The 26,691-nt window shown below is 73.0% G+C and carries 21 protein-coding genes; 19 read left to right on the forward strand and 2 right to left on the reverse strand.

Annotated features, from left to right (window positions below):
- Nucleotides 1-17: 17 nt before the first annotated feature.
- Nucleotides 18-1,220, reverse strand: coding sequence for a trypsin-like serine peptidase (locus ACIGG8_RS20660; protein WP_396549657.1), 1,203 nt, complete (start codon nucleotides 1,218-1,220; stop codon nucleotides 18-20).
- Between the two features lie 499 nt (nucleotides 1,221-1,719).
- Between ACIGG8_RS20660 and ACIGG8_RS20665 the strand changes: the two genes are divergently transcribed.
- From ACIGG8_RS20665 to ACIGG8_RS20685, 5 genes are all read left to right on the forward strand, one after another.
- Nucleotides 1,720-3,546 carry an IucA/IucC family protein gene (locus tag ACIGG8_RS20665; RefSeq protein ID WP_396549659.1) on the forward strand — a complete coding sequence of 609 codons (1,827 nt, stop codon included), beginning with the start codon at nucleotides 1,720-1,722 and terminating at the stop codon, nucleotides 3,544-3,546.
- On the forward strand, nucleotides 3,438-4,109 hold the full coding sequence (locus ACIGG8_RS20670; protein WP_396549748.1) for a GNAT family N-acetyltransferase: 672 nt from the start codon (nucleotides 3,438-3,440) through the stop codon (nucleotides 4,107-4,109). The genes ACIGG8_RS20665 and ACIGG8_RS20670 overlap by 109 nt, the downstream gene beginning before the upstream one ends.
- Before the next feature lie 155 nt (nucleotides 4,110-4,264).
- Nucleotides 4,265-5,686 (forward strand): lysine N(6)-hydroxylase/L-ornithine N(5)-oxygenase family protein, encoded by a 1,422-nt coding sequence (locus ACIGG8_RS20675; protein WP_396549660.1) that lies wholly within the window; start codon nucleotides 4,265-4,267, stop codon nucleotides 5,684-5,686.
- Nucleotides 5,664-7,487, forward strand: a complete 1,824-nt coding sequence (locus ACIGG8_RS20680) for an IucA/IucC family protein (protein ID WP_396549661.1) — start codon at nucleotides 5,664-5,666, stop codon at nucleotides 7,485-7,487. Before ACIGG8_RS20675 ends, ACIGG8_RS20680 begins: the two co-directional genes overlap by 23 nt.
- A gap of 12 nt (nucleotides 7,488-7,499) precedes the next feature.
- Entirely contained in the window at nucleotides 7,500-9,629 is a 2,130-nt protein-coding gene (locus tag ACIGG8_RS20685) for an ATP-dependent DNA helicase (RefSeq protein ID WP_350523374.1), read from the forward strand.
- A 166-nt stretch (nucleotides 9,630-9,795) separates the two neighbouring features.
- Here the strand turns inward: ACIGG8_RS20685 and lexA are convergent, their stop codons facing one another.
- The gene (gene lexA / locus ACIGG8_RS20690; RefSeq protein ID WP_396549750.1) at nucleotides 9,796-10,581 is read right to left on the reverse strand and encodes a transcriptional repressor LexA; all 786 of its coding nucleotides are present in this window, start codon (nucleotides 10,579-10,581) and stop codon (nucleotides 9,796-9,798) included.
- Between the two features lie 438 nt (nucleotides 10,582-11,019).
- On the opposite strand from lexA, the gene nrdR reads away from it, so the two are divergent.
- The 14 genes from nrdR to ACIGG8_RS20760 all read left to right on the forward strand — a co-directional run bounded on the left by nrdR (nucleotide 11,020) and on the right by ACIGG8_RS20760 (nucleotide 26,619).
- Nucleotides 11,020-11,520: a transcriptional regulator NrdR gene (gene nrdR, locus ACIGG8_RS20695; protein WP_350523372.1), complete on the forward strand. Its 501-nt coding sequence runs from the start codon at nucleotides 11,020-11,022 to the stop codon at nucleotides 11,518-11,520.
- 209 nt (nucleotides 11,521-11,729) lie between these two features.
- Nucleotides 11,730-14,627, forward strand: coding sequence for a vitamin B12-dependent ribonucleotide reductase (locus ACIGG8_RS20700; protein WP_396549664.1), 2,898 nt, complete (start codon nucleotides 11,730-11,732; stop codon nucleotides 14,625-14,627).
- A gap of 162 nt (nucleotides 14,628-14,789) precedes the next feature.
- On the forward strand, nucleotides 14,790-15,557 hold the full coding sequence (locus tag ACIGG8_RS20705) for an SDR family oxidoreductase (protein ID WP_396549666.1): 768 nt from the start codon (nucleotides 14,790-14,792) through the stop codon (nucleotides 15,555-15,557).
- A gap of 105 nt (nucleotides 15,558-15,662) precedes the next feature.
- A complete protein-coding gene (locus ACIGG8_RS20710; RefSeq protein ID WP_396549668.1) occupies nucleotides 15,663-15,899 on the forward strand; it encodes an RNA polymerase subunit sigma-70 in 237 nt (78 codons plus the stop codon).
- 3 nt (nucleotides 15,900-15,902) lie between these two features.
- The gene (locus ACIGG8_RS20715) at nucleotides 15,903-16,469 is read left to right on the forward strand and encodes a Clp protease N-terminal domain-containing protein (RefSeq protein WP_350523368.1); all 567 of its coding nucleotides are present in this window, start codon (nucleotides 15,903-15,905) and stop codon (nucleotides 16,467-16,469) included.
- 277 nt (nucleotides 16,470-16,746) lie between these two features.
- Entirely contained in the window at nucleotides 16,747-18,564 is a 1,818-nt protein-coding gene (locus tag ACIGG8_RS20720; protein ID WP_396549670.1) for a sensor histidine kinase, read from the forward strand.
- The gene (locus ACIGG8_RS20725) at nucleotides 18,564-19,016 is read left to right on the forward strand and encodes a roadblock/LC7 domain-containing protein (protein WP_396549672.1); all 453 of its coding nucleotides are present in this window, start codon (nucleotides 18,564-18,566) and stop codon (nucleotides 19,014-19,016) included. Before ACIGG8_RS20720 ends, ACIGG8_RS20725 begins: the two co-directional genes overlap by 1 nt.
- The gene (locus ACIGG8_RS20730) at nucleotides 19,013-19,381 is read left to right on the forward strand and encodes a DUF742 domain-containing protein (RefSeq protein WP_396549673.1); all 369 of its coding nucleotides are present in this window, start codon (nucleotides 19,013-19,015) and stop codon (nucleotides 19,379-19,381) included. The genes ACIGG8_RS20725 and ACIGG8_RS20730 overlap by 4 nt, the downstream gene beginning before the upstream one ends.
- On the forward strand, nucleotides 19,362-20,141 hold the full coding sequence (locus ACIGG8_RS20735) for a GTP-binding protein (RefSeq protein WP_396549674.1): 780 nt from the start codon (nucleotides 19,362-19,364) through the stop codon (nucleotides 20,139-20,141). The genes ACIGG8_RS20730 and ACIGG8_RS20735 overlap by 20 nt, the downstream gene beginning before the upstream one ends.
- Complete coding sequence (locus ACIGG8_RS20740) at nucleotides 20,138-21,382, forward strand: cytochrome P450 (protein WP_396549676.1); 1,245 nt, start codon at nucleotides 20,138-20,140, stop codon at nucleotides 21,380-21,382. Before ACIGG8_RS20735 ends, ACIGG8_RS20740 begins: the two co-directional genes overlap by 4 nt.
- A 122-nt stretch (nucleotides 21,383-21,504) precedes the next feature.
- On the forward strand, nucleotides 21,505-22,719 hold the full coding sequence (locus ACIGG8_RS20745) for a cytochrome P450 (RefSeq protein WP_396549677.1): 1,215 nt from the start codon (nucleotides 21,505-21,507) through the stop codon (nucleotides 22,717-22,719).
- 297 nt (nucleotides 22,720-23,016) lie between these two features.
- Nucleotides 23,017-24,408 (forward strand): ABC transporter substrate-binding protein, encoded by a 1,392-nt coding sequence (locus tag ACIGG8_RS20750; RefSeq protein ID WP_396549679.1) that lies wholly within the window; start codon nucleotides 23,017-23,019, stop codon nucleotides 24,406-24,408.
- 142 nt (nucleotides 24,409-24,550) lie between these two features.
- Nucleotides 24,551-25,588: a carbohydrate ABC transporter permease gene (locus tag ACIGG8_RS20755; RefSeq protein WP_396549681.1), complete on the forward strand. Its 1,038-nt coding sequence runs from the start codon at nucleotides 24,551-24,553 to the stop codon at nucleotides 25,586-25,588.
- Nucleotides 25,585-26,619 carry a carbohydrate ABC transporter permease gene (locus ACIGG8_RS20760; protein WP_396549683.1) on the forward strand — a complete coding sequence of 345 codons (1,035 nt, stop codon included), beginning with the start codon at nucleotides 25,585-25,587 and terminating at the stop codon, nucleotides 26,617-26,619. Before ACIGG8_RS20755 ends, ACIGG8_RS20760 begins: the two co-directional genes overlap by 4 nt.
- The last annotated feature ends 72 nt before the right edge of the window (nucleotides 26,620-26,691 follow it).

Raw genomic sequence — 26,691 nt, forward strand, 5'->3', positions numbered from 1 at the left:
CCGCCCCCCGGTGGCGGCTACTGCTTCCTGGAGATCCAGTCCAGGGCCTGCTTGGCGACCGTCTCCAGGTACGGGCCGCTGAGCGAGGTGTGGTCCTGGGTGCCGATCGAGGTGTTGCTGACCAGGGCGGTCTTCCCGTCGGGCATGGTGGCGAACCAGCCGCCGCCGCTGGAGCCCTGGGTCATGTTGCAGCCGATCGTGAGCATCGTCGGGCGCTTGGCGTCGAAGGAGAGCCGGGTCGGCTTGCCGCCGTCGCACTTGTACAGCTCCTGGCCGTCGAACGGCTTGAGCAGCGGGTAGCCGACGGCCGAGACGTTCAGCTTGTCGCGCGGGGCGTCGAACCACACCGGGACGGCCGAACCGACCGTCTCCTCCAGGGACTTGCCGGTGTCGTTCTGGTTGTGCACGCGCATGACGGCGAAGTCGTACTGGTTGGCGGCGTCGCCGGTGCCGCCGCCCTCGACCATCCACTGCGGCGAGGTGGTGACCTGGTCGGCCCACCAGGTGCCGAGCGGGGCCAGTTCGGACAGCGGTGCGCGCTTGCCGCCGCTGGAGGCGCCCGAGTTGTTGTAGGCGGGCACGAACACCAGGTCCTTGTAGAAGCTGCCGCCCTTGCCCTCGTGCACGCAGTGGCCGGCCGTCCAGACCAGGTTGCTCCGGCCCGGGTGCTGCGGGTCGGCGATCACCGTCGCCGAGCAGTTGCCGCGGCCGCCCTTGGCGGAGAAGAACACCTTGCCGGAGGGCTGCTTGGTGTACGGGCGGGGCAGCGCGACGGCGTTGACCACCGGCGGTTCGGGGTCGGTCACGCCGTCGTCGGTGGCGGGCGCGGGGGTGGCCGGGGCGGGCTTGGTGGCGGGCGGGGCCGGCTCGGCGGGCTTGGAGTCGCCCATCTTGTCCGGGTCCCAGAAATCCTTCACCACCGGGTTGTCGAAGACGTGCTTGGACGCCCACTTGTCCCAGTCCTCGAACTTCCACTTCTTCAGGTCGTCCCAGCTCCTCGGCAGGCCCTCCAGCAGGCTGGTCGGCAGGCCGGAGGGAAGGGTGATCCCGCCGATCACGCCACCCCCGCCGCTGCCGCCGGTCGCCGCGGCCGAGGACGGCGGCGGCGCGGCGCTGCCCGGGCCGTCGCCCGCCGGGCCGTCCGGCCCGCAGGCGCTCACGGCGAGCAGGGTTCCGGCGACCACGGCGGCGGCCAGGGCTGATCGGTGGATCGTAGGCATCTGTGCGCTTCCCCCTGTGCTCGGTCGGTTCTGTGCTGGGTCGGTCTGTTCCGGGCCGGTCGTCGCCGGGGCGTTTCCGGGCCCGGCCGGTGTCGGCCTGCCCGGTGTCGGCCTGCCCGGTGAGGGCCCGTCCGTCCGGTGTCGGCCCGGTCGGTGTCGGCCCGTCCGGTGACGGGTCGTCCGTGCGCGGCCGGTCCGCCGTGGGCGGGCCCGCCGTCCTGGAGTCTTCCATCGCGGACGAGGACGACCGTGTCCGCCCCCCGGTTGCGGGCCCGTCAGGAGGTCGCCGGTCCGTGACGTGGGACCGGTCGGCTCGTTGGCACAGCAGGGCATTTCGCCCCGATGGTGGACAATCCCCGATCTTCACCCGGACGAGTGAGCCGTCCTTGTGATCACCCCTCAGGGATAGGTAACCCTTACCTGACGCGACGGTGAGAGCGCTCGCCGACCCCTCCACCACAGCGCGCGTCCGCACCCCCACGCGCCCCAAGGAGCAGCCTTGAGCACCGCCCTCACCGGAGCCCCGCCCGAACCGCCGCAGCCGGCGGAGCCCGTGCGCGAGGAGCACCAGCCCGGGCCCGACCCGCTGCTGCACCCCGACCCTTCCGTCGCCGCCGAACAGGCCGCCGTGGAAGCCCTGTTGCGCTGCTGGACGCGGGAGACCGGGGCCCGGCCCGGCCCGGACGGCCGGCTGCGGATCGCCGTCCTCGGCGGCGCCGCCCGGCTCACCGCCCCGGTCCGCTACTGGTCGCCCGGCGGCTGGCACCGCTTCGGTCCGGCCACCCTCGCGGCCGGCGCGGGCGGCGTCGTGCCGGAGGGGGCCGACGCCCCGGTGGACGCCGTCACCGCCGCCGCGCTGCTCGCCGCCGCGGCCGCCGAGCGACCCGACCCCGGGCAGGTCGCCGACCTCGCCGCCCGGGTCGCCGACTCGGTCGTCCGCACCGCCGAGATCCTCGCGCACCGCCGCACCGCCGCCGTGCCCGGCGGACCGGAGCGCTCGCACTTCCTCGCCGCCGAGCAGTCCCTGCTGCTGGGCCACCCGCTGCACCCCACCCCGAAGAGCCGCGACGGCCTCGGCCCCGCGCAGAGCGCCGCCTACTCGCCCGAACTGCACGGCTCCTTCCAACTCCACTGGTACGCCGTGGACCGCGAGCTGCTCGCCGCGGGATCCGCCGTCGCCGAGAGCGCCGACCGGCTCACCGCCGGGCTGCTCGACGGCCGCCTCGCCCTGCCGCCCGGCACCGCAGCCCTGCCCCTGCACCCCTGGCAGGCCCGCGAGCTCGCCCACCGCCCGGCCGTCGCCGCGCTGCTCGCCGACGGACTGCTGCACGACCTCGGCCCGGCCGGCGAACCCTGGCACCCCACCTCCTCGGTGCGCACCGTCTACCGGCCCGGCACCCCCTGGATGCTCAAGCTCTCGCTCGGCCTGCGGATCACCAACTCCCGCCGGGAGAACCTGCGCAAGGAACTGCACCGCGGCCTGGAGATGCACCGGCTGCTGGAGAGCGGCCTGGCCGCCGAGTGGCGGGCCGCCCACCCCGGCTTCGACATCGTCCGCGACCCGGCCTGGATCGGCGTCGACCACCCGGCGCTCGGCGACCCGGGCGGCCTGGACACCGTGCTGCGCGCCCAGCCCTTCGCGCCCGCCGAGCGCGCGCTGTGCGTCGCCGGACTGGTCGCCGAACAGCCGCTCGGCACCGGCGACACCGTGCCCTCCCGGCTCGGCGACACCCTGCGGACGCTCGCCGTGCGCTGCGGCCGCCCGCTGCCGACGGTGACGGCCGAATGGTTCCTGCGCTACCTGGACGCCGTGGTGCTCCCCATCCTGTGGCTGGACGGCCGGGGCGGCATCGCCCTGGAGGCGCACCAGCAGAACAGCCTCGTCCTGCTGGACGCCGACGGCTGGCCGAGCGGCGGCCGCTACCGCGACAACCAGGGCTACTACTACCGGGAGAGCGCCGCCGAACGGCTCACCACCCGGCTGCCCGGCCTCGGCGCCGACAGCGACACCTTCCTGCCGGACCCGGTCATCGACCACCACTTCGCCTACTACCTCGGGATCAACCACGTCCTCGGCCTGATCGGCGCCCTCGGCTCCCAGCGACTGGCCGACGAGACGGTGCTGCTGGCCGCGCTGCGCCGGTTCCTGGCCGGACCGCGGGTCGCCGCCACCGGCTCGGCGCTGCCCGCCCTGCTGCTGGACGCGCCCACGCTGCCCTGCAAGGCCAACCTGCTCACCCGGATCAACGGCATGGACGAACTGGTCGGCCCGGTCGCCAGCCAGTCCGTCTACGTGGACATCCCCAACCCGGTGGCGGGTGGCTGATGCTGGACGACCTGCCCGGGTGGGGCGCGATCCCCACCCCGGCCGGCGAGTTCCGGCTCAGCCCGGTCCGGCTGCCCGCCGACCTGGAGCTGCTCGCCGGGTGGATGAACGACCCCGAGGTCGCGGCGTTCTGGGAGCTCGCCGGGCCGCCGGAGGCCACCGGCCGGCACGTCCGGGCGCAGCTGGACGGCGACGGCCGCAGCGTCCCCTGCCTCGGCCTGCTCGACGGCGAGCCGATGAGCTACTGGGAGGTCTACCGCGCCGACCTCGACCCGCTGGCCGCGCACTACCCGGCCCGGCCGCACGACACCGGCGTCCACCTGCTGCTCGGCCCCGCCGCCAGCCGTGGCCGGGGGCTCGGGGCCGTCCTGCTGGCCGCGCTCGCCGAACGGATCCTGCGCCGCCGCCCGGCCTGCGAGCGGGTCGTCGCGGAACCGGACGTCCGCAACCGGCGCTCGGTCCGGGCCTTCGAACGGGCCGGGTTCCGGGCGGCCGCCGAACTCGACCTGCCCGACAAGCGCGCCGCCCTGATGGTGCGGGCCCGGGCTCCCCGCGCCGTGTAGCCCCGACCCGCGGGGCCCGTGCAGCACCCGACCCGCCCGGGCCGACCACGCCCCGCCCCGATCCCTCCCGGCCCGACCGTCCCGCCCCCGGCCCCGGCCGATCCGCCCCCGGCCCCGGCCGATCAGCCCGGCCCCGACCCCGCCTAGGACACCCCGTGGACACCCCAGCACCGCCGCCGTACGACCTGCTCGGCGTCGGCATCGGCCCGTTCAACCTCTCGCTCGCCGCGCTCGCCCAGCCCGTCCCCGGCCTGCGCACGCTCTTCTGCGACCAGCGCCCGGAGTTCCGCTGGCACCACGGGATGCTGGTGGACGGCGCCCGGATGCAGGTGCCGTTCCTCGCCGACCTGGTCTCGCTGGTGGACCCGACCAGCCCGTGGTCCTTCCTCAACTACCTGCGCGAACAGGACCGGCTGTTCCCGTTCTACTTCGCCGAGCGCTTCCAGCTGCCGCGCCGCGAGTACGACCACTACTGCCGCTGGGCCGCCGAGCGGCTGGCCAACTGCCGCTTCGGCACCGAGGTCACCGCCCTGCACTGGGCCGCCGCACCGGGGGAGGAGCCCTGCTACCGGGTCGAGCTGACCGACACCGCGACCGGTCGGCGGTCCACCGTACGGGCCCGCAACCTGGCCCTCGGCGTCGGCACCCGCCCGGTCCTGCCCGACGCCTTCGCCGGCCTCGCCGACCACCCACGGGCCTTCCACTCCGCCGACTACCTGGACCGCCGCGCCGACCTGGCCGGCGCCCGGGACATCACCGTGATCGGCAGCGGGCAGTCCGGCGCCGAGGTCTTCCTCGACCTGCTCCGCCGCCACGGGGACGACGGCGTCCGGCTGCGCTGGCTCACCCGCACCCGGGCCCTCGCACCCATGGAGTACTCCAAGCTCGGCCTGGAGCACTTCACCCCCGACTACACCCGCTACTTCCACGGCCTGCCCGGACCCGTCCGGGACGCCCTGGTCACCGCCCAGTGGCAGCTCCACAAGGCCGCCAGCGCCGAGACCCTCGCCGAGATCCACGACCACCTCTACGAGCGCACCATCGGCCGCCCGATCGACGACGCCCCGGTCGAGATCACCCCCGGCACCGCCGTCACCGGCACCGCCGTCACCGGCACCCGCGGCGGCCTCGAACTGCACTGCCGGCACACCGACTCCGGCGCCGAGCACCTCCTGCGCACCGACGCCGTCGTGCTCGCCACCGGCTACCGGGCCGCCCGCCCGGCCGCGCTCGAACCGCTCGCCGACCTCATCGACTGGGACGAGGCCGGGCGCTACCGGGTCGACCTGGACCACCGGGTCGCCACCCGGCCCGGGCTCACCGGCGGCCTCTACGTCCAGAACGCCGAACTGCACACCCACGGCGTCGGCACCCCCGACCTGGGACTCGGCGCCCACCGCGCCGCCGTGATCCTCAACGCCGTCACCGGGCGGACCGTCCACCGGCTGCCCGACCGCACCGCCTGGACCGGCTTCGCGCCGTCCGTCCCGCCACCGCCCGTCAGCGCACCCCTCGAACAGACCCCCGTCCTCCCCCGCCCCCAGGAGCTGACCCGTGCCGCAACCGTCGGCCGCTGAACCGCCGCTCTACCTGCCCCCGCACCTCACCGCCGGGCACTGGCAGCGGGCCGGCCGCGCCCTGCTCGCCAAGATGCTCGGCGAGTTCGCCTACGAGGAACTGCTCAAACCCGCGCCCGGGGCCCTCGACGGCGAGTACCTGCTGAAGCTGCCCGAGGTCGAGTACCGCTTCACCGCCCGGCGCGGCGCCTACGACGGATGGCAGGTCGAGCCCGAGTCGATCAGCTGCTCCCGCCCCGACGGACTGGACCCGCTGCGCTTCCTGCCGTACGCCCGGCAGACCCTCGGCATGCGCGGCGAGACCACCGCCCACCTGATCCGCGAACTCTCCGCCACCCTGACCTCCGACGCCCGCCAGCTCGCCACCGCGCTCACCGCCGCCGAACTCGCCGAGCTCGACCACACCGCGCTGGAGGGCCGGCAGGGCGGCCACCCCTGGATCGTCCCCAACAAGGGCCGGATCGGCTTCTCCGCCGGCGACGCCGCCCGCTGGGCCCCGGAGGCCCGCAGCCCGCGCCCACTGCCCTGGATCGCCGTCCACCGCCGGCTCGCCGAGTACCGGGGCGTGCCCGGCCTGGAACACCCCGAGCAGCTGTACGCCCGCGAGCTGGACGACGTCGGGGCACTGCGCGCCGCCCTCGGCCCGGACGCCGACGACTACCTGCTGCTGCCCGTCCACCCCTGGCAGTGGGAGGAGACGGTCCTGCCCCTGTTCGCGCCCTGGATCGCCTCCGGCGAGATCGTCCCGCTGCCCTCGGACGGCGACCCACGGCTGCCCCAGCAGTCCATCCGCTCCTTCTTCAACACCGCCCACCCCGAGCGCTGCACCGTCAAGCTGCCCCTGTCCATCCTCAACACCCTGGTCTGGCGCGGCCTGCCCACCGAACGCACCCTGGCCGCGCCCGCCGTCACCGCCTGGCTGCACGGCCTGCGCGACGCCGACCCGTTCCTGCGCGACGAGTGCCGGGTGATCCTCCTCGGCGAGATCGCCTCCGTCACCGTCGACCACCCCGTCTACGGCGCGATGCCCGAGGCCCCGTACCAGTACAAGGAACTCCTCGGCGCGATCTGGCGCGAACCGCTCGGCCCCTTCCTGGACGGCGGCGAGCGCGCCCGCACCCTGGCCGCCCTGCTGCAGACCGGCTCCGACGGGCGGGCCCTCGCCGCCGAGCTGATCGCCCGCTCCGGCCTCACCCCGGCCGAGTGGACCGGCCGGCTGTTCGCCGCGCTGCTGCCGCCCCTGCTGCACTTCCTCTACCGGTACGGGCTGGTCTTCTCCCCGCACGGCGAGAACGCCATCGTGGTCTTCGACGAGCGCGACACCCCGACCCGGCTCGCGGTCAAGGACTTCGTGGACGACGTCAACCTCAGCTCGCAGGACCTGCCCGAGCTGCGCGACTTGCCCGCCGAGGTCGCCGACGTGCTGCTGCGGGAGGGGGCGCAGGGGCTCTGCCAGTTCATCCACTCCGGGCTGTTCATCGGCGTCTTCCGCTACCTCGCCCCGCTGCTGGAGGCGCAGACCGGACTGCCCGAGACCGAGTTCTGGGCCCTGCTGCGCGCCGAGGTCCTGCGCCACCAGGACCGCTTCCCCGAGCTGCGCGAGCGCTTCGAGCTGTTCGACCTGTTCCGGCCCCGGATCGACCGGCTCTGCCTCAACCGCAACCGGCTGCTCCTCGACGGCTACCAGGACCGCCCTCACCGCCCGCACGCCGCCCGGTTCGGGACCGTGCCGAACGCGTTGGTGGCGGTGGACGTGCGGCTGCCCGCGCAACGGGACCGGATTGTCACCCCCGCCCCGTAGGGTGGGAGGGTCATGACGAACGACTCCGAATCCCACGACTCCGAATCCCAGCGGGCGGCGGACCTCGGCGACGACGCCGGGGAAGCCGTGGCCGTCCCGCGCTCGCGGATCCCCGAGCTGCTGCACGCCGCGGTGGCGGCCGTCGGCGGCGTCGAACGCCCCGGCCAGGTCCGGATGGCCGAGGCCGTCGCCGACGCCGTCGACCACGGCGAGCACCTGCTCGTCCAGGCCGGCACCGGCACCGGGAAGTCCCTGGCCTACCTGGTGCCCGCGCTCGCCCACGGGGACCGCGTGGTGGTCGCCACCGCCACCCTGGCGCTGCAACGCCAGCTGGTGGAGCGGGACTTGCCGCGCACCGTCGAGGCAATGCACCCGGTGCTGCGCCGCCGCCCGCTGTTCGCGATGCTCAAGGGCCGCTCCAACTACCTGTGCCTGCACCGGGCCAACGAGGGCACCCCGAGCGACGAGGGCGAGGGCCTGTTCGACCCGGTGGACGCGCTCGGCGGGCCCACCGGCAAGCTCGGGCAGGACGTGCTGAGGCTGCGCGACTGGGCCGAGGAGACCGAGACCGGGGACCGGGACGACATGAGCCCCGGCGTCTCCGACAGGGCCTGGGCCCAGCTGTCGGTCACCTCCAAGGAGTGCCTGGGCGCCACCCGCTGCCCGTACGGGCAGGAGTGCTTCGCCGAGAAGGCGCGGGAGCGGGCCAAGCTGGCGGACGTCGTGGTCACCAACCACGCGATGCTCGCGATCGACGCGATCGAGGGCGCTCCGGTGCTGCCCGAACACGGGCTGCTGATCGTGGACGAGGCGCACGAGCTGGTCAACCGGGTCACCGGTGCGGCCACCGCCGAGCTGACCGTCGGCGCGGTCAACCGGGCCGTGAAGCGGGCCGCCCGGCTCGCCAACGAGAAGGCCGTGGACGCCCTGCAGGCCGCGGCCGAGAACTACCACGGCCTGATGGAGACCGCCCAGCCCGGCCGGGTTGAGGAACTGCCCGAGTACCTGGCGTACGCGGTCACCGCGATCCGGGACGCCGCCCGCCAGGTGATCAGCTCGCTCGGCGAGACCAGGGACAAGGGGCTCAGCGACGAGGACGCCGTCCGCAAGCAGGCGATGGCCTCGGCCGAGACCCTGCACGAGACCGCCGAGCGGCTGCTGGAGGACTCCGAGTACGACGTGGTCTGGATCGAGCGCAGCGACCGCTACGGGCTGGGCACCGCCTCGCTGCGGGTCGCCCCGCTGAGCGTCTCCGGGCTGCTGCGCGAGGGGCTGTACAAGGAGCGCTCGGTCGTCCTCACCTCGGCCACGCTCAAGCTCGGCGGGGACTTCAACGGTGTCGCCGCCTCCGTCGGCCTGCCGTCCGAGACCCGGCTGCCGGACGTCCGGACGGCCGGGGACAACCCCGAGCCCGGCCCCGGTTTCGGCGAGGACGCGGTGCCGCACTGGCGCGGGATCGACGTCGGCTCCCCGTTCAAGTACCCCAAGCAGGGCATCCTGTACGTCGCCAAGCACCTGGCCGACCCCGGGCGCGATCCCGAACGGCCCGACATGCTGGACGAGTTGGCCGAGCTGATCGGCGCGGCCGGCGGTCGGACACTGGGCCTGTTCTCCTCGATGCGCGGCGCCCAGGCCGCCGCCGAGGCGATGCGGGAACGGCTCGACCAGCGGATCCTGCTCCAGGGGGAGGACACCCTCGGCGAGTTGATCCGCGAGTTCGCCTCGGACGCGTCCACCTGCCTGTTCGGCACGCTCTCGCTCTGGCAGGGCGTGGACGTGCCCGGTTCGGCCTGCCAGCTGGTCGTGATGGACCGCATCCCGTTCCCCCGGCCCGACGACCCGCTGATGAGCGCCCGTCAGAAGGACGTCGAACAGCGCGGCGGCAACGGCTTCATGGCGGTCGCGGCGACGCACGCGGCGCTGCTGATGGCGCAGGGCGCGGGCCGGCTGGTGCGCGCGGCGGACGACCGCGGCGTGGTGGCGGTGCTCGACCCGCGGGTGGAGACCAAGCGGTACGGGGGCTTCTTCCGCTCCTCGATGCCCGAGTTCTGGTACACCACGGACCGCAACCAGGTCCGCCGCTCGCTGGCGGCGATCGACGCCTCGGCGGCTCCGGTGCGGCCGGTGGTGAAGCGGGGCTGATCGCCGGCTGATCGTCCTGGGCCGTGGTGCTCCGGCCGGCGTTCCCGGTCGGTGCGGGCCCGGGAGGGGACGACGGAGGGGCTCCCCGCGGATCGCGGTGGAGCCCCTTCCCGTTGCCGTGGGCCGCCGGAGGGTGTCCGGGGGTCTCCGAGGGCGCCGGAGGGCGTCAGAGGCGGCGCAGCACCGCGACGACCTTGCCCAGGATGGTCGCGTTGTCGCCGTTGATCGGCTCGTACGCCGGGTTGTGCGGCATCAGCCAGATCCGGCCGTCCTCGCGCTTGAGCCGCTTGACCGTGGCCTCGCCGTCGATCATCGCGGCCACGATGTCGCCGTTCTCGGCGACCGGCTGGCGGCGCACGGTGACCCAGTCGCCGTCGCAGATGGCTGCCTCGATCATCGAGTCGCCGCGCACGGTGAGCGCGAACAGCTCCCCCTCGCCGACCAGTTGGCGGGGCAGCGGGAAGACGTCCTCGACCGTCTGCTCGGCCAGGATGGGCCCGCCGGCGGCGATCCGACCGACCAGCGGCACGTAGGAGGTGGACGGGCGGCCCGCCGTCTCGGCGGTGTTGGGGCGGGCCACCTCGACGCCGCGGACCTCGTACGCGCGCGGACGGTGCGGATCCCGGCGCAGGAAGCCCTTGCGCTCCAGGGCCATCAGCTGGTGCGCCACCGAGGAGGTGCTGGAGAGGCCGACGGCCTGGCCGATCTCGCGCATGGACGGCGGGTAGCCCCGGCGCTGGACGGAGTCCCGGATGACCTCGATCACCCGGCGCTGGCGCTCGGTGAGCCCGGCCTCGTCGGTGCGGATCCCGGGCGGGCGGCCCGGCATCGCGCGGGCGGGCGAGGAGTGGGTGTCGTCCATCGCCGAGGAGTGTTCGATCGGCTGGTCGGGCACGCGGTTGGAGCCGGAAAGGGCCGTGCCGGAGAGCCGGTGGTCTTCGCTGCGGTCCATGCTGATGTCCACGCTCTGCTGATTCGTGGTGCGCTGCCCCACCTTGAACTGGGAGTGTTCCTGCACCGGGATGGTGTTGCTTTCGATCGTGTTCACGGCGGCCCCTCTCGACGGCTGTCCTCTCCCTTTTCCAGCCCAACGCACCTCCTATCGAAAGGTTGCGCCAAACACACGTTCGAGTGAATTATTCGGGAGTTGGCTGACTCGATCAAGGCTTTGTTGTACATCGAGTAAATGTTCGACCAGAACCCGACTCCGGCAGTCTAATCGGCGTCGACACGCCAGGGGTGTCACTTCCCCCGAAGGCCTAGATGTAGTGGCTACAGTCCTCTCCGTGCCCAGTACTAGTGGTCGCCGCGCATGATCAGCTTGCCGAGGCCGGGGGCGCATCGCATAGACTCGACTGGTCCGCACGATCTGCCAGGGAGGGATCCCGAGGTGCACTGCCCCTTCTGCCGGCATTCCGACAGCCGCGTTGTCGACAGCCGGACCACCGAGGACGGCAGCTGCATCCGCCGCCGTCGGCAGTGCCCGGACTGCGGCCGCCGCTTCACCACGGTGGAGACGGCCGCGCTGATGGTCATCAAGCGCAGCGGCGTCACCGAGCCGTTCTCCCGGCAGAAGGTCATCACCGGCGTCCGCAAGGCCTGCCAGGGCCGACCGGTCACCGAGGACGCGCTGGCCCAGCTCGGCCAGCGGGTCGAGGAGTGCGTGCGCGCCAGCGGCAGCGCCGAGCTGACCACCCACGACGTGGGGCTGGCCATACTCGGCCCGCTCAAGGAACTCGACGTGGTCGCCTACCTGCGCTTCGCCAGCGTGTACCAGGCCTACGACGGACTGGAAGACTTCGAGGCCGCCATCGCGGAACTCCGCGCCGAACGGCCCCGCACCCCGGAGACGGACGACGCCCGCGTGTCCGTCTCCGCCGCCGCGCCCTAGGAGGCGCCGGCGTCACCGGCCCCAGTCGGGGCCCGGCCGCACCACAAGGCCCCACGGGGCCCCGGCGTGCCCGGAAACGGGGCGCAGAACACTACAAACCGTGCGAAGGCAGGCAGCGTCCCCGCCTGCCCGCACACCGGAAGAACGAACCAGCGGTGCCCGGACTTTTCAGGGCACTTCGGGCGTTTGCCCAGGAGGAGGAGCGAGAAGTGACAGACACCACGAGCGGTTCCGCACGCGGGTCGAAGTCCGAGAAGGCCGCGGCCAAGGGCGCCAAGGCCCCGAAGGGCGGTCTGCGGATGGAGCGCATCCACACCACTCCTGGCGTGCACCCGTACGACGCGGTCCGCTGGGAGCGGCGTGACGTCGTCATGACCAACTGGCGCGACGGGTCGATCAACTTCGAGCAGCGCGGCGTCGAGTTCCCCGACTTCTGGTCGGTCAACGCCGTCAACATCGTCACGTCCAAGTACTTCCGCGGCGCCGTCGGCACCCCGCAGCGCGAGTGGAGCCTCAAGCAGATCATCGACCGCGTGGTGCTCACCTACCGCGCCGCCGGCGAGAAGCACGGCTACTTCGCCACCGCGGACGACGCCGAGATCTTCGAGCACGAGCTGACCCACGCCCTCCTCCACCAGGTGTTCAGCTTCAACTCGCCGGTCTGGTTCAACGTCGGGACCAAGCAGCCCCAGCAGGTCAGCGCCTGCTTCATCCTGGCCGTCGACGACTCCATGGAGTCGATCCTAGACTGGTACAAGGAAGAGGGCATGATCTTCAAGGGCGGCTCCGGCGCCGGCCTCAACCTCTCCCGGATCCGCTCCTCCAAGGAGCTGCTGTCCTCCGGCGGCAACGCATCCGGCCCGGTCTCCTTCATGCGCGGCGCCGACGCCTCCGCCGGCACCATCAAGTCCGGCGGCGCCACCCGCCGCGCGGCCAAGATGGTCGTGCTCGACGTCGACCACCCGGACGTCGAGGCCTTCATCGAGACCAAGGTGAAGGAGGAGGAGAAGATCCGCGCCCTGCGCGACGCGGGCTTCGACATGGACCTCGGCGGAGACGACATCACCTCCGTCCAGTACCAGAACGCCAACAACTCGGTCCGCGTCTCCGACGAATTCATGACCGCCGTCGAGAACGGCACCGAGTTCGGCCTGCGCGCCCGGATGACCGGCGAGGTCATCGAGACCGTCGACGCGAAGAAGCTGTTCCGCAAGATGGCCGAGGCCGCCTGGGCCTGCGCCGACCCGGGCATCCAGTACGACTCCACCATCAACCACTGGCACACCTGCCCGGAGTCCGGCCGCATCAACGCGTCCAACCCCTGCTCCGAGTACATGCACCTGGACAACTCCAGCTGCAACCTCGCCTCGCTCAACCTGATGAAGTTCCTGCGGGACGACGCCCCTCAGGACGGTAAGGGGGGCTTCGACGCCGAGCGCTTCGCCAAGGTCGTCGAGCTGGTCATCACCGCGATGGACATCTCCATCTGCTTCGCCGACTTCCCGACCGAGAAGATCGGTGAGACCACCCGCGCCTACCGCCAGCTCGGCATCGGCTACGCGAACCTCGGCGCCCTGTTGATGGCCACCGGCCACGCCTACGACAGCGAGGGCGGCCGCGCCCTGGCCGGCGCCATCACCTCCCTGATGACCGGCACCGCCTACCGCCGCGGCGCCGAACTCGCAGGCGTGGTGGGCCCGTACGACGGCTACGCCCGCAACGCGGTCGCGCACCGGCAGGTCATGAAGCAGCACGCGGACGCCTCGCTCGACGCCGTCTCGGTGGACGAGCTGGACGCCCCGGTCTGGCTGGCGGCCAACAAGACCTGGCAGGACGTCGTGCGCATCGGCGCGGAGAACGGCTTCCGCAACGCCCAGGCCTCGGTCCTCGCCCCGACCGGCACCATCGGCCTGATGATGGACTGCGACACCACCGGCGTCGAGCCCGACCTGGCCCTGGTCAAGTTCAAGAAGCTCGTCGGCGGCGGCTCGATGCAGATCGTCAACGGCACCGTCCCGCGCGCCCTGGGGCGCCTCGGCTACCAGGACGAGCAGATCGAGGCGATCGTCGCCCACATCGCCGAGCACGGCAACGTGGTGGACGCGCCGGGCCTCAAGTCCGAGCACTACGAGGTGTTCGACTGCGCGATGGGCGAGCGCTCCATCTCGCCGATGGGGCACGTGCGGATGATGGCCGCGATCCAGCCGTGGATCTCCGGCGCCATCTCCAAGACCGTCAACATGCCGGCCGCCGCGACCGTCGAGGACGTCGAGGAGATCTACTTCGAGGCGTGGAAGATGGGCGTCAAGGCGCTCGCCATCTACCGCGAAAACTCGAAGGTCGGCCAGCCGCTGTCGGCCAAGAAGAAGGACTCCGAGACCAAGGCCGACGAGGCCGCGGCCCCCGCCGCGGTCGAGAAGGTCGTCGAGTACCGCCCGGTCCGCAAGCGTCTGCCCAAGGGCCGTCCGGGCATCACCACCTCCTTCACGGTCGGTGGCGCCGAGGGCTACATGACCGCCAACTCCTACCCGGACGACGGCCTGGGCGAGGTCTTCCTGAAGATGTCCAAGCAGGGCTCGACCCTCGCGGGCATGATGGACGCCTTCTCGATCGCCGTCTCGGTCGGCCTGCAGTACGGCGTGCCGCTGGAGACGTACGTCTCGAAGTTCACCAACATGCGCTTCGAACCGGCCGGTCTGACCGACGACCCGGACGTGCGGATGGCGCAGTCGATCGTCGACTACATCTTCCGCCGCCTGGCGCTGGACTTCCTGCCGTTCGAGACCCGCTCGGCGCTCGGCATCCACTCCGTCGAGGAGCGCACGCGCCACCTGGAGACCGGCTCCTACGAGCCGCTGGAGGCCGAGGAGCTCGACACCGAGTCGCTCGCCCAGTCGGCCCCGGTGGCCGCCAAGCCGGCCCCGGCTCCGGCGGTCGAGGCGCCCAAGGCGGCCCCGAAGCAGGCCCACAACTCCACGGAGCTGATGGAGATCCAGCTCGGCCTCAACGCCGACGCCCCGCTCTGCTTCTCCTGCGGCACCAAGATGCGCCGCGCCGGCAGCTGCTACCTCTGCGAGGGCTGCGGCTCCACCAGCGGTTGCAGCTGATCGTGATCGACCCCGGTTCCACCCGATGAGGTGAAACCCGAGGCGGGGCGAGGACTTCGTGTCCTCGCCCCGCCTCTTTTCGTGCTCCGAACCCGCCGATGTCACGGATCGGGGCCGTGTCCGGTCCGTAGGGGGAAGGCAGTCGACGAGAGGAGCGGTGTGGTGAACGGGACTGTGCTGGTGACCGGGGCGACGGGGACGTTGGGACGGGAGGTGGTGCGGCTGCTGGTGGCGCGCGGGGTGGCGGTGCGGGGGTTGAGCCGGCGGGCGCGGAGCGGGGACGACGGGGTCGAGTGGGTGGTCGGGGACCTGGTGAGCGGGGCCGGGATCGCCGGGGCGATGGCCGGGGTCGAGGTGGTGGTCGACTGCGCGACCACGCAGAGGAAGGCGGACGTGGCGGCGGTCCGCACGCTGGTGGCGCAGGCGCGGGAGGCCGGCGTCCGGCACCTGCTGTACGTGTCGATCGTGGGGATCGACCGGGTGCCGATGGCGTACTACAACACGAAGCTCGCCTGTGAGCAGGTGGTCCGGGAGTCGGGGCTGGGGTGGACGGTGCTGCGGGCGACGCAGTTCCACGACCTGCTGCTGAGGTTCTTCGACGCCTCGGTGAAGCTGCCGGTGTTCCCCGTGCTCGGCGGGGCGCGGTTCCAGCCGGTGGACGTCCGGGAGGTGGCCGCGGCGGTCGTCGCCCTGGTGGGGGAGGAGCCCGCGGGGTTCGCGCCGGAGGTGGGCGGGCCGCAGGTGCGGACGTACCGGGAGCTGGCCGGGGCGTACCTGCGGGCGGCGGGCAAGCGGCGGGTGCTGCTGCCGTTGCGGGTGCCGGGGGCGGCGGGCCGCGGGCTGCGGGCGGGCGGGAACCTGGCGCCGGAGCGGGCGGTGGGCCGGGGGACCTTCGAGGAGGCGCTGGAGCGTCGGTTCGGCGGCCGCTGAGGCCCGGGTCGTCGGCCGGGTCGCCGGCGGAGTCGCAGGCGGAGCCCTCGGCAGAGTTGTCAACCAGGGTTGACATCCGCGCGAGTGTCAACCAAAGTTGACAGCATGAGCGAGAGCGGAGAACTCGCGGCCGCGGCGAGCAGCCGTGACCCGGCCGTGGGGCTCCGGGCGGTCCGCGCCCTGCGCGATCTGGCGGACCGCCTGGAGGCCCTGCAGGTGGGCAGCGCCCGGTCGCAGGGCTGGTCCTGGCAGGACATCGCGGTCTGCCTCGGGGTGACCAGGCAGGCGGTGCACAAGAAGTACGCCCGGCGAGGAACCGGCGGGGACCAGGACGGAGGCTGAGGGATGTTCGAGCGATTCACCGAGTCGGCGCGGCAGGTCGTGGTCGCCGCGCAGCAGGAGGCGCGGGAGCTGCGGCACGGCTACGTCGGCACGGAGCACCTCCTGCTGGCGGTCCTGGGCCGGTCGGAGGACCCGGCCGCCGGGGTGCTGACGGAGGCCGGCCTGGACCACGGGACGGCTCGGCAGGCGGTGCGCCGCCTGCTGGGGGAGACCGGCCAGGCGCAGGCGCTCGCCTCGATCGGGGTCGATCTGGACGCGGTGCGGGAGGCGGTCGAGTCGGTCTTCGGGGAGGGCGCGCTGGACGCCCCGCCCGAGGAGGCGCCGAAGCGTCGGGGCTGGTTCCGCTCCGGCGGCGCGAGGGGCGGGCACATCCCGTTCACGGCGAGGGCGAGGAAGGCGGTGGAGCTGTCACTGCGGGAGTCGCTGCGGCTGAAGTCGGGGGAGATCGGGGTCGGGCACCTGCTGCTCGGCGTGCTCCGCGAGGGGGAGGGCCTGGGGGTGCGGGTGGTCGTCGACCACGGGCTGGATCCGAAGGCCGTCCGGCAGGCGGTCGAGCGGACGCTGGAGTGAAGCCCCGGTTGTGAACCGGGCCGCTCGGTCGTGCGGCGGTTGCGTCGCGAATCGGTGTACGGGTCGTGGATGGAGGAGACTGCCCGTCAACTGGCCGCTTGAGGCCAATGTCTGAATCGATATGATCGGCCGACAAGCGTGAACCGATCAGCCGCCCGGAGACGTTTCGCGACGTCGCCGGGCGGTCTGGTATGCGCCCCACCAGCTGTCGGCGGTCGCGACCGTCGCCGATCCGCCGCCGTGCCGCCGCCCGCCGACGTTGCCGAGGACCGCACCGATGAGAGAAGCCACCAGCCCCGACGGCCGGCCGCGCCGACGGCCCGCACCCCGTACCGTCGCCCTGACGGCGGCCGCCGTCCTGCTGGCGCTGGTCGCCGCACCGGTCGGCGTCAGCCGGGCGCTGGGCGCGCACCAGCCGCTCACCGCCCTCGCGGTGGGCGCCGTCACCGTCCTGTGGCTGATAGCCGTCGGCCTCGCCGCGACCGGCACCGAGCGCTCCCACCGGCTGGCCGAGGACGTGGAGGACCGGCACCAGGAGGCGATGACGGCGCTGGTCGTGGCCGGCGCCGCCCGGCAGGCCGAGGCGGCGGCCAAGGGCCGCACCGCCGCTGCGGAGGCCGAGCGGGACGCCGCCCGGGCCGAGCAGGCCCGGGCGGCGTCGGACGTCTCCGCCGCGCACGCCGAGCTGGCCCGGGTGCGGGCCGAGCTGGACGCCGAGCTGGCCGGGGTGCGGGCCGAGCTGGCGGCTGAGCGGGCCGGCCTGGAGACGGAGCGGGCGCGGGCCGAGGCCGAGCGCGCCGAGCTGGACCTGATCGCCGAGGGTGTCCTGCCCGAGGTGGTGAAGAAGCTGCGCGCCGGCGCCGCCGTGGACAGCGCGCTGGCCGCCCACCGCAAGCACCCGCAGTACGCGCTGCTGCGCGCCGTCGGTGAGGAGATCGGCCGGGGCGAGCGGCTGCGGGCCGCCGCGCTCGCGGTCTGCGCGACCGCCGCCGGGCGGGTCCAGGCGCTGGCCACGAGCATGCACGCCGAGCTTCGCGAGATGCAGCACCGGCACGACGAGGAGGTGCTCGGCGACCTGCTGAGCCTGGACCACTCGACCGCCCAGGCGGGCCGGATGGCCGACAGCATCGCGGTGCTCACCGGGGCCCGCTCGGGCCGCCGCTGGGCCAAGCCGATCGCGGTGGAGTCGGTGCTGCGCGGTGCGCTGGGCCGGATCGGCGCCTACCAGCGGGTGCGGCTGCACAACGCCAGCACCGCCGCGGTCGCCGGGTACGCCGCCGAGGGCGTCATGCACGCGCTGGCCGAGCTGCTGGACAACGCCACCAACTTCTCCGCCCCGCCGGCCGAGGTGCACGTCTACGTCGAGGAGGTGCCGGCCGGGCTGGTGGTCACCGTCGAGGACAGCGGGCTAGGCCTGAGCGACAGCTGGCTGCGCCGGGCCGAACGGGCCGTCTCCGCCGAGCCGCTGGACCTGACCATGCTGTCCGCCGGTACCCGGCTGGGCCTCGCGGTGGTCGGTGTCCTGGCCCGCAAGCACGGGCTGCAGATCTCCTTCCGGCCGTCGGCGCGCGGCGGTACGGGGGTGGTGATGCTGATCCCGCAGCAGTTGGTCTCGCACCCCGCTCCGGCGCCCACCCCGGCGGCCGTCCCGACGCAGGCACCGGCCGCCGAGGCCGCGCGCCCGGCGCTCACCCCCGCACGCCCGGCCCCCACCCCCCTGCCGCCGGCGCCCGCCGCACCGACCGCGCTCACCACACCGACCGTACTGGCCGCTCCGACCGTACGCACCGCCCCGACCGCGCTCACCGCCCCGACCGCACCCGTCACCGCCGCCCCGCTCCCGCCCGCGCCCGCCCGCGTGACCGACAGCGGCCTGCCGCAGCGTCGGCGCGGGCAGACGCTGGCCACCGCTCCGGCGGCGGACCGGGCTGCGAGGCCCGTCCGCACCGACGCGGCGAGCGCGGCCGCCCGGTTCGGCGCGTTCCGCCGGGCCGCCGCCCGTCCGGTGGAGGGCGAGCAGCACTCCACCGGGACGCCGACCACGGACACCGACACCACGCCCGACGCTTCCCCCGTCACCGAGAAGGACACCTGATGAGCAGCGCCCCCGACCGCGACCTCGACTGGCTGTTGGAAAACCTGCTGGCGGCAACCCCCGGCACCCGGCACGCCCTGGTTCTCTCCGCCGACGGCCTCAAGCTCTGTCACACCGCCGGGCTCGGCAACGACCAGGCCGATCAGCTGGCCGCGATCGCGTCCGGCCTGCAGAGCCTGGCGCACGGCGCCTCGATCGAGTTCGGCGACGGCAGCGGCGGAGTCCGGCAGTCGATGACCGAGTTCCACGGCGGCATCCTGTGCATCGTGGCGGCCGGCGAGGGCGCGCACCTCGCGGTGGTCACGGACGACGACGCGGACGTCGGCGTGGTCGGCCACAACATGCACGGCCTGATCGAGCAGATCGGCATCCACCTCAGCGCCCCGGCCCGCAGCACGGAGGACGGGGCGGCGGACGGGAGCGCCGCCACACCGGAGGGCGCGGGGATATGACCGACGGGTCGGTGCTGCCGGGCCGTGACGACGACCCGGACCGCCTCTACACCATCACCAAGGGCCGCAGCCGCGCCCCGGAGAACGCCTTCGACCTGGTCACCCTGATCGTCGCCGAACGGCAGCCGACGCCCGGGATGCAGTCGGAGCACGTCCGGATCCTGCGGATGTGCGAGGCCCCGACCGCCGTCGTGGAGGTGGCGGCGGAGCTGGCGCTGCCCGTCTCGGTGGTGAAGATCCTGCTCGGCGACCTGCTGGAGTCCGGGGCGGTCACCGCCCGCCACCCCCGGTTCGCGACGAACAAGGCCCGGCTGCCCGACCTCGACACGCTGAAGCAGGTGCTGCATGGCCTCCAACGGCTCTGACGTCCGGCCCGCCGGGCGCACTCCGCTGCGGGCGACCGCCGACAACGCGCTGAAGATCGTCGTGGTCGGCGGCTTCGGCGTGGGCAAGACCACCCTGGTCGGCTCGGTCAGCGAGATCCGCCCGCTGAACACCGAGGAGGTGATGACCCGGGCGGGAGAGGGCATCGACCCGGCCGGTTCCTGGGGCAAGCGCTCCACCACGGTCGCCTTCGACTTCGGCCGGATCACCCTCTCCGAGCGCCAGGTGCTGTACCTGTTCGGTGCGCCCGGGCAGGAACGCTTCTGGTTCCTCTGGGACCGGCTGTTCAGCGGCGCCCTGGGCGCGGTCGTCCTGGTCGACACCCGGCGGCTGGAGGACTCCTGGTACGCGATCGACCGGCTGGAGCACCACGGCACCCCGTTCGTCGTGGCCCGCAACAACTTCGGCGAGCCGACCCACACCCTGGAGCAGGTCCGGGAGGCGCTCGACCTGCCGGCCGAGGTGCCGCTGGTGGAATGCGACGCGCGTGACCGCGAGTCCGGCAAGCGGGTGCTGATCGAACTGGTCCACCACCTGGCGGCCCTGGCCGGCGCCGACGAGGCCTACCTGGCCGAGGCCGTCGAGGCAGTCGAGGCCGCCGGTGTCGCCGGTGCCGACCCGGCTGGTGCCGACGCGGCCGGCCACCCGGCCGGTGCCCCTGCAGCCGACCCGACCGGCTCCGAAGAGGCTGCCGCCCCGGCAGCGGCCCCCACCGCGATGTACGAGGAGAGCACCCCGTGACCGAGCCCGCCGTCACCCCGCCGCCGGGCTGCCCGGCGCACGCCGGCGCCACGCCGCTGTACGGGCCGCGCTTCCAGACCGACCCGGCCCAGCTCTACCGCGAGCTGCGGGCCGCGCACGGCCCGGTCGCCCCGGTCGAGCTGGCCGGCGGCGTGCCCGCCTGGCTGGTCATCGGCTACCGCGAGCTGCAGCTGGTGACCGGTCAGCCGCAGCTGTTCGGCCGTGACTCCAGCCGGTGGAACGCCTGGGAGACGCTGCCCGCAGACTGGCCGCTCAAGCCGATGATGGCGCCCGTCCCCTCGATCCTGTACGCCGAGGGCGAGGAGCACGTCCGGCGTTCGCGCGCGGTCACCGACGCACTGGCCGGGATCGACCCGTACGAGCTGCGCAAGCACTCCGAGGAGATCGCCGACGGGCTGATCGACGAGTTCGCCGGCCGCGGCGAGGCGGACCTGGTCGCCGAGTACGCGCACCGGATGCCGCTGCTGGTGCTGTGCCGGGTGCTCGGCCTGGACGAGGAGCAGGCGCCGCAGTTGATCGCGGCGCTGCTGTCGATGCTGGACGGCGGTCCGGACGCGCCGGCCGGCGCCCAGCGGCTGCTGGAGCTGATGCTCGCCCTGGTCGAGGAGAAGGCCGAGCACCCGGGCGCCGACGTCGCCTCGCGGATGCTGGAACACGAGGCCGGGCTGAACCACGACGAGGTGATGCGCGACCTGCGGGTGCTGCTGATCGCCGGCCACCAGCCGTCCTCGTACTGGATCTCCAACGCGCTGCGGCTGATGCTGACCGACGAGCGGTTCGCCGCCTCGCTGGCGGGCGGTCGGCGCAGCATCAGCCAGGCGCTGAACGAGGCGCTCTGGGAGGACACCCCGACACAGATCTTCGCCGGGCGCTGGGCGGTCCGGGACACCCAGCTGGGCGGCCAGCGGATCGGTGCGGGCGACATGGTGCTGCTGGGCTTCGCCGGGGCGAACGCGGACCCGTCGGTGCGGCAGGCCGACGGCCGGCCGGCCGAGGGCAACCGGGCGCACATGAGCTACTCCTACGGCGAGCACGGCTGCCCGTTCCCGGCCCAGGAGGCGGCCGAGGTGATCGCGACGACCGCGATCGAGGTGCTGCTGGACCGGCTGCCGGACCTCCGGCTGGCGGTCGCCGAGCACGCGCTGGTGTGGCGGCCGTCGGCCTGGGTGCGCGGGCTGGTGGCGCTGCCGGTCTCGTTCACCCCGGGCCACCCGGCCTGATCCGTCGATATCCGTCGACACCCGTCGTCCGTCGCCGACCGTCGCCCATCGGTGCCGATCGTCTGCCGACCGTCGGCGGGTCCGGCCCCCGTCGACACCCCGTCGTCCGAAAGAGAGTTGCGATGACCGCTGCCCAGGCCCCGATCGTCCTCGACCCGCTGGCCCGTGACAACGCGGCCGAGGGCGCCCTGCTGCGGGCCGCCGGCCCGGTGGTGCCGGTCGAGCTGCCCGGCGGCGTGGCCGCCTGGGCGGTGACCCGGCACGCGGCGGCGCGCGAGCTGCTGACGGACGCCCGGCTGGTGAAGGACGCCGCGCACTGGGGCGCCTACCAGCGCGGCGAGGTGCCGAAGACCTGGCCGCTGATCGGCCTGGCGGTGCCCGGCCCGAGCATGGTGACCACGGACGGCGCCGAGCACCGCCGGCTGCGGGCGCTGGTGGCGCAGGCCTTCACCCCGCGCCGGGTGGAGCTGATGCGCCCGCGCGTCGAGGAGATCACCCACGCGCTTCTGGACGCCCTGGCGGCGGGGGAGCCGGAGGTCGACCTGAAGACGGCCTTCGCCTTCCCGCTGCCGATGACGGTGATCTGCTCGCTGCTGGGCGTGCCGGAGTCGGACCACGGGGTGCTGCGCGACCTGTACGAGCGGTTCTTCGGCATCAAGCCGGACCCGGCGGGCATCCAGGCGACCATCGCCGGACTGAACGCCTTCGTCAACGACCTGGTGGCGCAGCGCCGTTCCGCCCCGGGCGAGGACCTGGCGAGCGTGCTGCTGGCGGCCGACACCGAGGGCGGGGCGCTGACCGACGCGGAGGCGGCGGCCACCCTGCGGGTGATCATCGCGGCCGGTCACGAGACCACGGTGAACCTGATCGGCAACGCGGTGCGGGCGCTGCTGGCGCACCCGGACCAGCTGGAGCTGGTGCGCTCGGGGCAGGTGTCCTGGGACGCGGTGGTGGAGGAGTCGCTCCGCTGGACGCCGCCGACCAGCAACTTCCTGTTCCGCTTCACCGCCGCGGACATCCCGGTCGGCGACGTGGTGATCCCGGCGGGCGAGCCGGTGCTGGTCTCGTACAACGCGATCGGCCGGGACCCGCTGCAGCACGGGGTGACGGCGGAGCTGTTCGACGTCACCCGGGACCCGACCCGGCACCTGTCCTTCGGCCACGGGCCGCACGTCTGCCCGGGTTCGCCGCTGGCTCGGCTGGAGGCGGGCGTCGCGCTGCCGGCGCTGTTCGAGCGGTTCCCGAAGCTGTCGCTCGCGGTGCCGGACGCCGATCTCCGGCCGAGTCCGTCGCTGGTGGTGAACAGTCTGCTGGATCTGCCGATCCGGCTGTTCTGACGCCTCTGGCACCTCTGACTGATCTGATGATGCGTCACGAAATGTGCCCCGTCCGGGTTCCCGGGCGGGGCCTTCGACTTCTGGTGGCGGTGGTCCGGATTCCGGCTGGTCGCGGGTCACGGTCGGGACACCGCCTTGTGAAGGTCGAACGTGGACCTTGGCGTCGGGCGGCTGCTGCGTTAACGTCTTCGATCAGTTCGGCCGCCGTCCGCCCGCGATCCCTGTAGGCCCGTCTCCGGTACAGCGCAATGTCGTTCAGCCACCGTCGGCAGCAATGCCCTGGCGAGGAGGACCGCATTGACCCTCAACCCGACCGCGCCGCAACCGAGTTCCCGCCGCCGGCGGCTGGCCGCCGTACCCGCCCTGGTGGCGGCACTGGCGCTGACCGCGGCGTGCTCCAACAGCTCCGGCGGTTCGGGTGACGGCGGGGGCGGCGCGACCCGGTCGCTGTCCGGCGACTGCGCCAAGTACCAGCCGTACGCCGGGCATTCGGGCACGACCGTGACGATGTTCGCCTCCATCCTGAGCCCGGAGTCGGACAACCTGGAGAAGTCCTGGTCCGAGTTCAGCAAGTGCACCGGGATCAAGATCAGTTACGAGGGGTCGAACGACTTCGAGTCGCAGCTCCCGGTGCGGGTGGCCGGCGGCAACGCCCCGGACTTCGCGATCATCCCGCAGCCGGGTCTGCTGGCGCAGATGGTGAAGAGCGGCAAGGTGGTGAAGCCGCCCGCCCAGACCGTCGCGAACCAGGACAAGTGGAGCCCGATCTGGAAGACCTACGGCTCGGTCAACGGCACCTTCTACGCGGCGCCGATGAGCGCCAACATGAAGTCGCTGGTCTGGTACTCGCCGAAGGCCTTCAAGACGGCCGGCTACGAGGCGCCGAAGACGTGGGCGGACCTGATGGCGCTCAGCGACCGGATCGCCAGGGCGGGCGGCCCCAGGCCGTGGTGCGGCGGCATCGCCTCCGGTACGGCCACCGGCTGGCCGGCCACCGACTGGCTGGAGGAGGTGGTGCTGGGCAGCTACGGCGGCGAGGTGTACGACCAGTGGGTCGGCCACCAGGTGAAGTTCTCCGACGAGAAGATCACCACGGCGATGAAGACGGTCGCCGACTGGATGCAGAACCCGGCCTGGGTCAACGCGGGCTTCGGCGACGTGAAGTCGATCGCCACCACGACCTTCCAGGACGCGGGCACGCCGGTACTGAGCGGCAAGTGCATGATGCTGCAGCAGGCCTCGTTCTACGAGGCGCAGTGGCCCAAGGGCACCAAGGTCGGCCCGGACGGGGACGTCTTCGCCTTCCACCTGCCCGCGGTGAACCCGTCCGTCGCGAACCCGGTCGAGGGCGGCGGTGAGTTCCTGGCGGCCTTCGCCGGCAGGCCCGAGGTGCAGGCGGTGCAGAACTACCTCTCCAGCTCGGACTGGGCGAGCAGCCGGGTGCGGACCGCGAGCGGCTGGGTCTCGGCGAACCAGGGCGTGGACAAGAGCCTGTACACCGACCCGATCGACAAGCTGTCGGCCGAGGCGCTGACCGACCCCGGGGCCACCTTCCGGTTCGACGGCTCCGACCTGATGCCGGCCGCGGTCGGCGCCGGGCAGGAGTGGAAGTCGCTGACCGCCTGGTTCGCCGAGGGGCAGTCGATCCAGAAGACCGCCGCCGACATCGACGCCGCCTGGCCGCAGTAACCGGCCCGCGGGCCCGCTCCGGCGCCGCGTCGCGGCAGGGCCGGAGCAGGGCGCACCCGAGGACCACCTGTCGAGGGCGGTGCGGGGCCACCCACCCGCACCGCCCGCCCCCTTCCCACCGCACCCGAAGGGACGCGCAGCCATGTCCGTACCCGGATCCCTGTCACCCGTCGCCGGGCCGGCCGCCGAGAGACTGGCGGTCGGCTCCTGGGGCGACGCGGCGGTCAAGTTCGGCAACACCTTCGGCGCCGTGGCGGGATTCCTCGGCATCCTGCTGGTGGTCTTCCTGGTCGCCGGGCGGGCCCGCGGCCGGCTGGCCCGTCCGCTGGCCGTCGCGGTGTTCCTCGGCCCGGCGGTGCTGCTGCTGGCGGTCGGCCTGGTGGTGCCGTTGATCCGCACGGTGTACCTGAGCCTGCTGAACGACGACGGCACCCGGTTCGTCGGCGGTGAGAACTTCGGCTGGGCCGTGACCACCGACTCGGTCCAGGAGGTCCTGGTCAACACCCTGTTGTGGCTGGTCGTCGCACCGCTGGTGGCGACCGGGCTGGGGCTGGTGCTGGCGCTGCTGGTGGACCGGATGCGCGGGCAGTCGGTCTACAAGTCGCTGATCTTCATGCCGATGGCGATCTCGCTGGTCGGCGCGTCGATCATCTTCAAGTTCGTCTACGAGTCGCGCGGGCCCGGGCAGCCGCAGATCGGCCTGCTCAGCCGGCTCGCCGTCGCGGTGGGCTGGGACGCCCCGCCGAACTGGATGCTCTCGCAGCCGCTGAACACCTTCCTGCTGATGGTGGTGATGGTCTGGGTGCAGACCGGCTTCGCGATGGTGGTGCTGTCGGCGGCCATCAAGGCGATCCCGGACGAGGTGGTGGAGGCGGCCAGGCTGGACGGCGCGAGCGGGGTGCGGCTGTTCTGGTACGTCACCGTGCCGATGATCCGCACCACGGTGATGGTGGTGCTGACCACCGTCATGATCATCACGCTGAAGGCCTTCGACATCGTCCGCACCATGACGGGCGGGAACTTCGGCACCCAGGTGCTGGCCAACGAGATGTACTCGCAGTCCTTCGTGCAGTTCAACTCCGGGCGGGGCAGCGCCCTCGCGGTGATCCTCTTCCTCGCGGTCCTGCCGCTGGTGGCCTACAACATCGTCCAGCTGCGGAAGGAGCGTGAGGTGCGGTGACCTCGCTGCGGAAGTCCTCCGACCCGAAGGTGTCCGTTTCGAAGGGGTCCGGCTCGACGACGTCGGCCCCGGAGGGGGCCGGCTCGAAGGCGTCCGTCCCGAAGGGGTCCCCGCGGGTGGCCGGCGGCCCCGGCAGTCCGGTCCGCAAGGCCTTCAGCAGTCCGTCGGCCTCGGTGTTCGTGATCGCGATGACGGTGCTCTGGACGATCCCGACGCTGGGTCTGCTGGTGACCTCGCTGCGGCCCAAGCAGGACGTGACCACCAGCGGCTGGTGGAGCGCGCTGCTCCACCCGGACTTCGGCCTCGGCAACTACCACTCGGTGCTGTTCGAGGGCGGCTCCGGCGCCTCCACCGGGCTGATGCCCTTCCTTGTGAACTCGCTGGCGATCAGCGTGCCGGCGACCGTCTTCCCGCTGGTGCTGGCGGCGATGGCGGCGTACGCGCTGGCCTGGGTGCGGTTCCGGGGCAGCGACGCGGTGTTCTTCACCGTGTTCGCACTGCAGGTGGTGCCGCTCCAGATGGCGCTGATCCCGCTGCTGCGACTGTTCTCCAGCGGCGCGCACCTGGGCCCGCTGACGCTGATCCCCGCGGTGGACCTGAAGGGCAGCTACGCGCCGGTCTGGCTGGCGCACACGATGTTCGCGATGCCGCTCGCGGTGTTCCTGCTGCACAACTTCATCGCCCAGCTGCCGCGCGACCTGATGGAGGCGGCCGTGGTGGACGGCGCCTCGCACTTCAAGATCTTCCGCTCGATCGTGCTGCCGTTGAGCGCCCCGGCGCTCGCCTCCTTCGCGATCTTCCAGTTCCTGTGGGTCTGGAACGACCTGCTGGTCGCACTGACCTTCGCGGGCGGCACGCCGGAGGTGGCGCCGATGACGGTGCGGCTGGCGCAGCTGTCGGGCTCGCTCGGCGGCCGCTGGGAGCTGCTGACGGCCGGGGCGTTCCTGTCGATCATCGTGCCGCTGGTCGTCTTCTTCAGCCTGCAGCGGTACTTCGTCCGGGGGCTGCTGGCCGGGTCGGTGAAGGGGTAGCGGGCGGGGCGTCAAGGGGGTGGTACGTGGAACGGTGGTTCTGAACGCGTTCAGAACCAACTTTTGAACCTG

The sequence above is a fragment of the Kitasatospora sp. NPDC085464 genome, from assembly GCF_044541955.1.
In the GTDB taxonomy this organism is placed as follows: domain Bacteria; phylum Actinomycetota; class Actinomycetes; order Streptomycetales; family Streptomycetaceae; genus Kitasatospora.

Excerpts from the sequence above, each read along its gene's own strand:
- ACIGG8_RS20660 (WP_396549657.1), bottom strand. The coding sequence starts at position 1,220 with ATGCCTACGATCCACCGATCAGCCCTGGCCGCCGCCGTGGTCGCCGGA.
- ACIGG8_RS20725 (WP_396549672.1), top strand. The coding sequence starts at position 18,564 with ATGAGCAGCGCCCCCGACCGCGACCTCGACTGGCTGTTGGAAAACCTG.
- ACIGG8_RS20710 (WP_396549668.1), top strand. The coding sequence starts at position 15,663 with ATGAGCGAGAGCGGAGAACTCGCGGCCGCGGCGAGCAGCCGTGACCCG.
- ACIGG8_RS20745 (WP_396549677.1), top strand. The coding sequence starts at position 21,505 with ATGACCGCTGCCCAGGCCCCGATCGTCCTCGACCCGCTGGCCCGTGAC.
- ACIGG8_RS20715 (WP_350523368.1), top strand. The coding sequence starts at position 15,903 with ATGTTCGAGCGATTCACCGAGTCGGCGCGGCAGGTCGTGGTCGCCGCG.
- lexA (WP_396549750.1), bottom strand. The coding sequence starts at position 10,581 with ATGGACCGCAGCGAAGACCACCGGCTCTCCGGCACGGCCCTTTCCGGC.
- ACIGG8_RS20720 (WP_396549670.1), top strand. The coding sequence starts at position 16,747 with ATGAGAGAAGCCACCAGCCCCGACGGCCGGCCGCGCCGACGGCCCGCA.
- ACIGG8_RS20735 (WP_396549674.1), top strand. The coding sequence starts at position 19,362 with ATGGCCTCCAACGGCTCTGACGTCCGGCCCGCCGGGCGCACTCCGCTG.
- ACIGG8_RS20755 (WP_396549681.1), top strand. The coding sequence starts at position 24,551 with ATGTCCGTACCCGGATCCCTGTCACCCGTCGCCGGGCCGGCCGCCGAG.
- ACIGG8_RS20730 (WP_396549673.1), top strand. The coding sequence starts at position 19,013 with ATGACCGACGGGTCGGTGCTGCCGGGCCGTGACGACGACCCGGACCGC.
- ACIGG8_RS20685 (WP_350523374.1), top strand. The coding sequence starts at position 7,500 with ATGACGAACGACTCCGAATCCCACGACTCCGAATCCCAGCGGGCGGCG.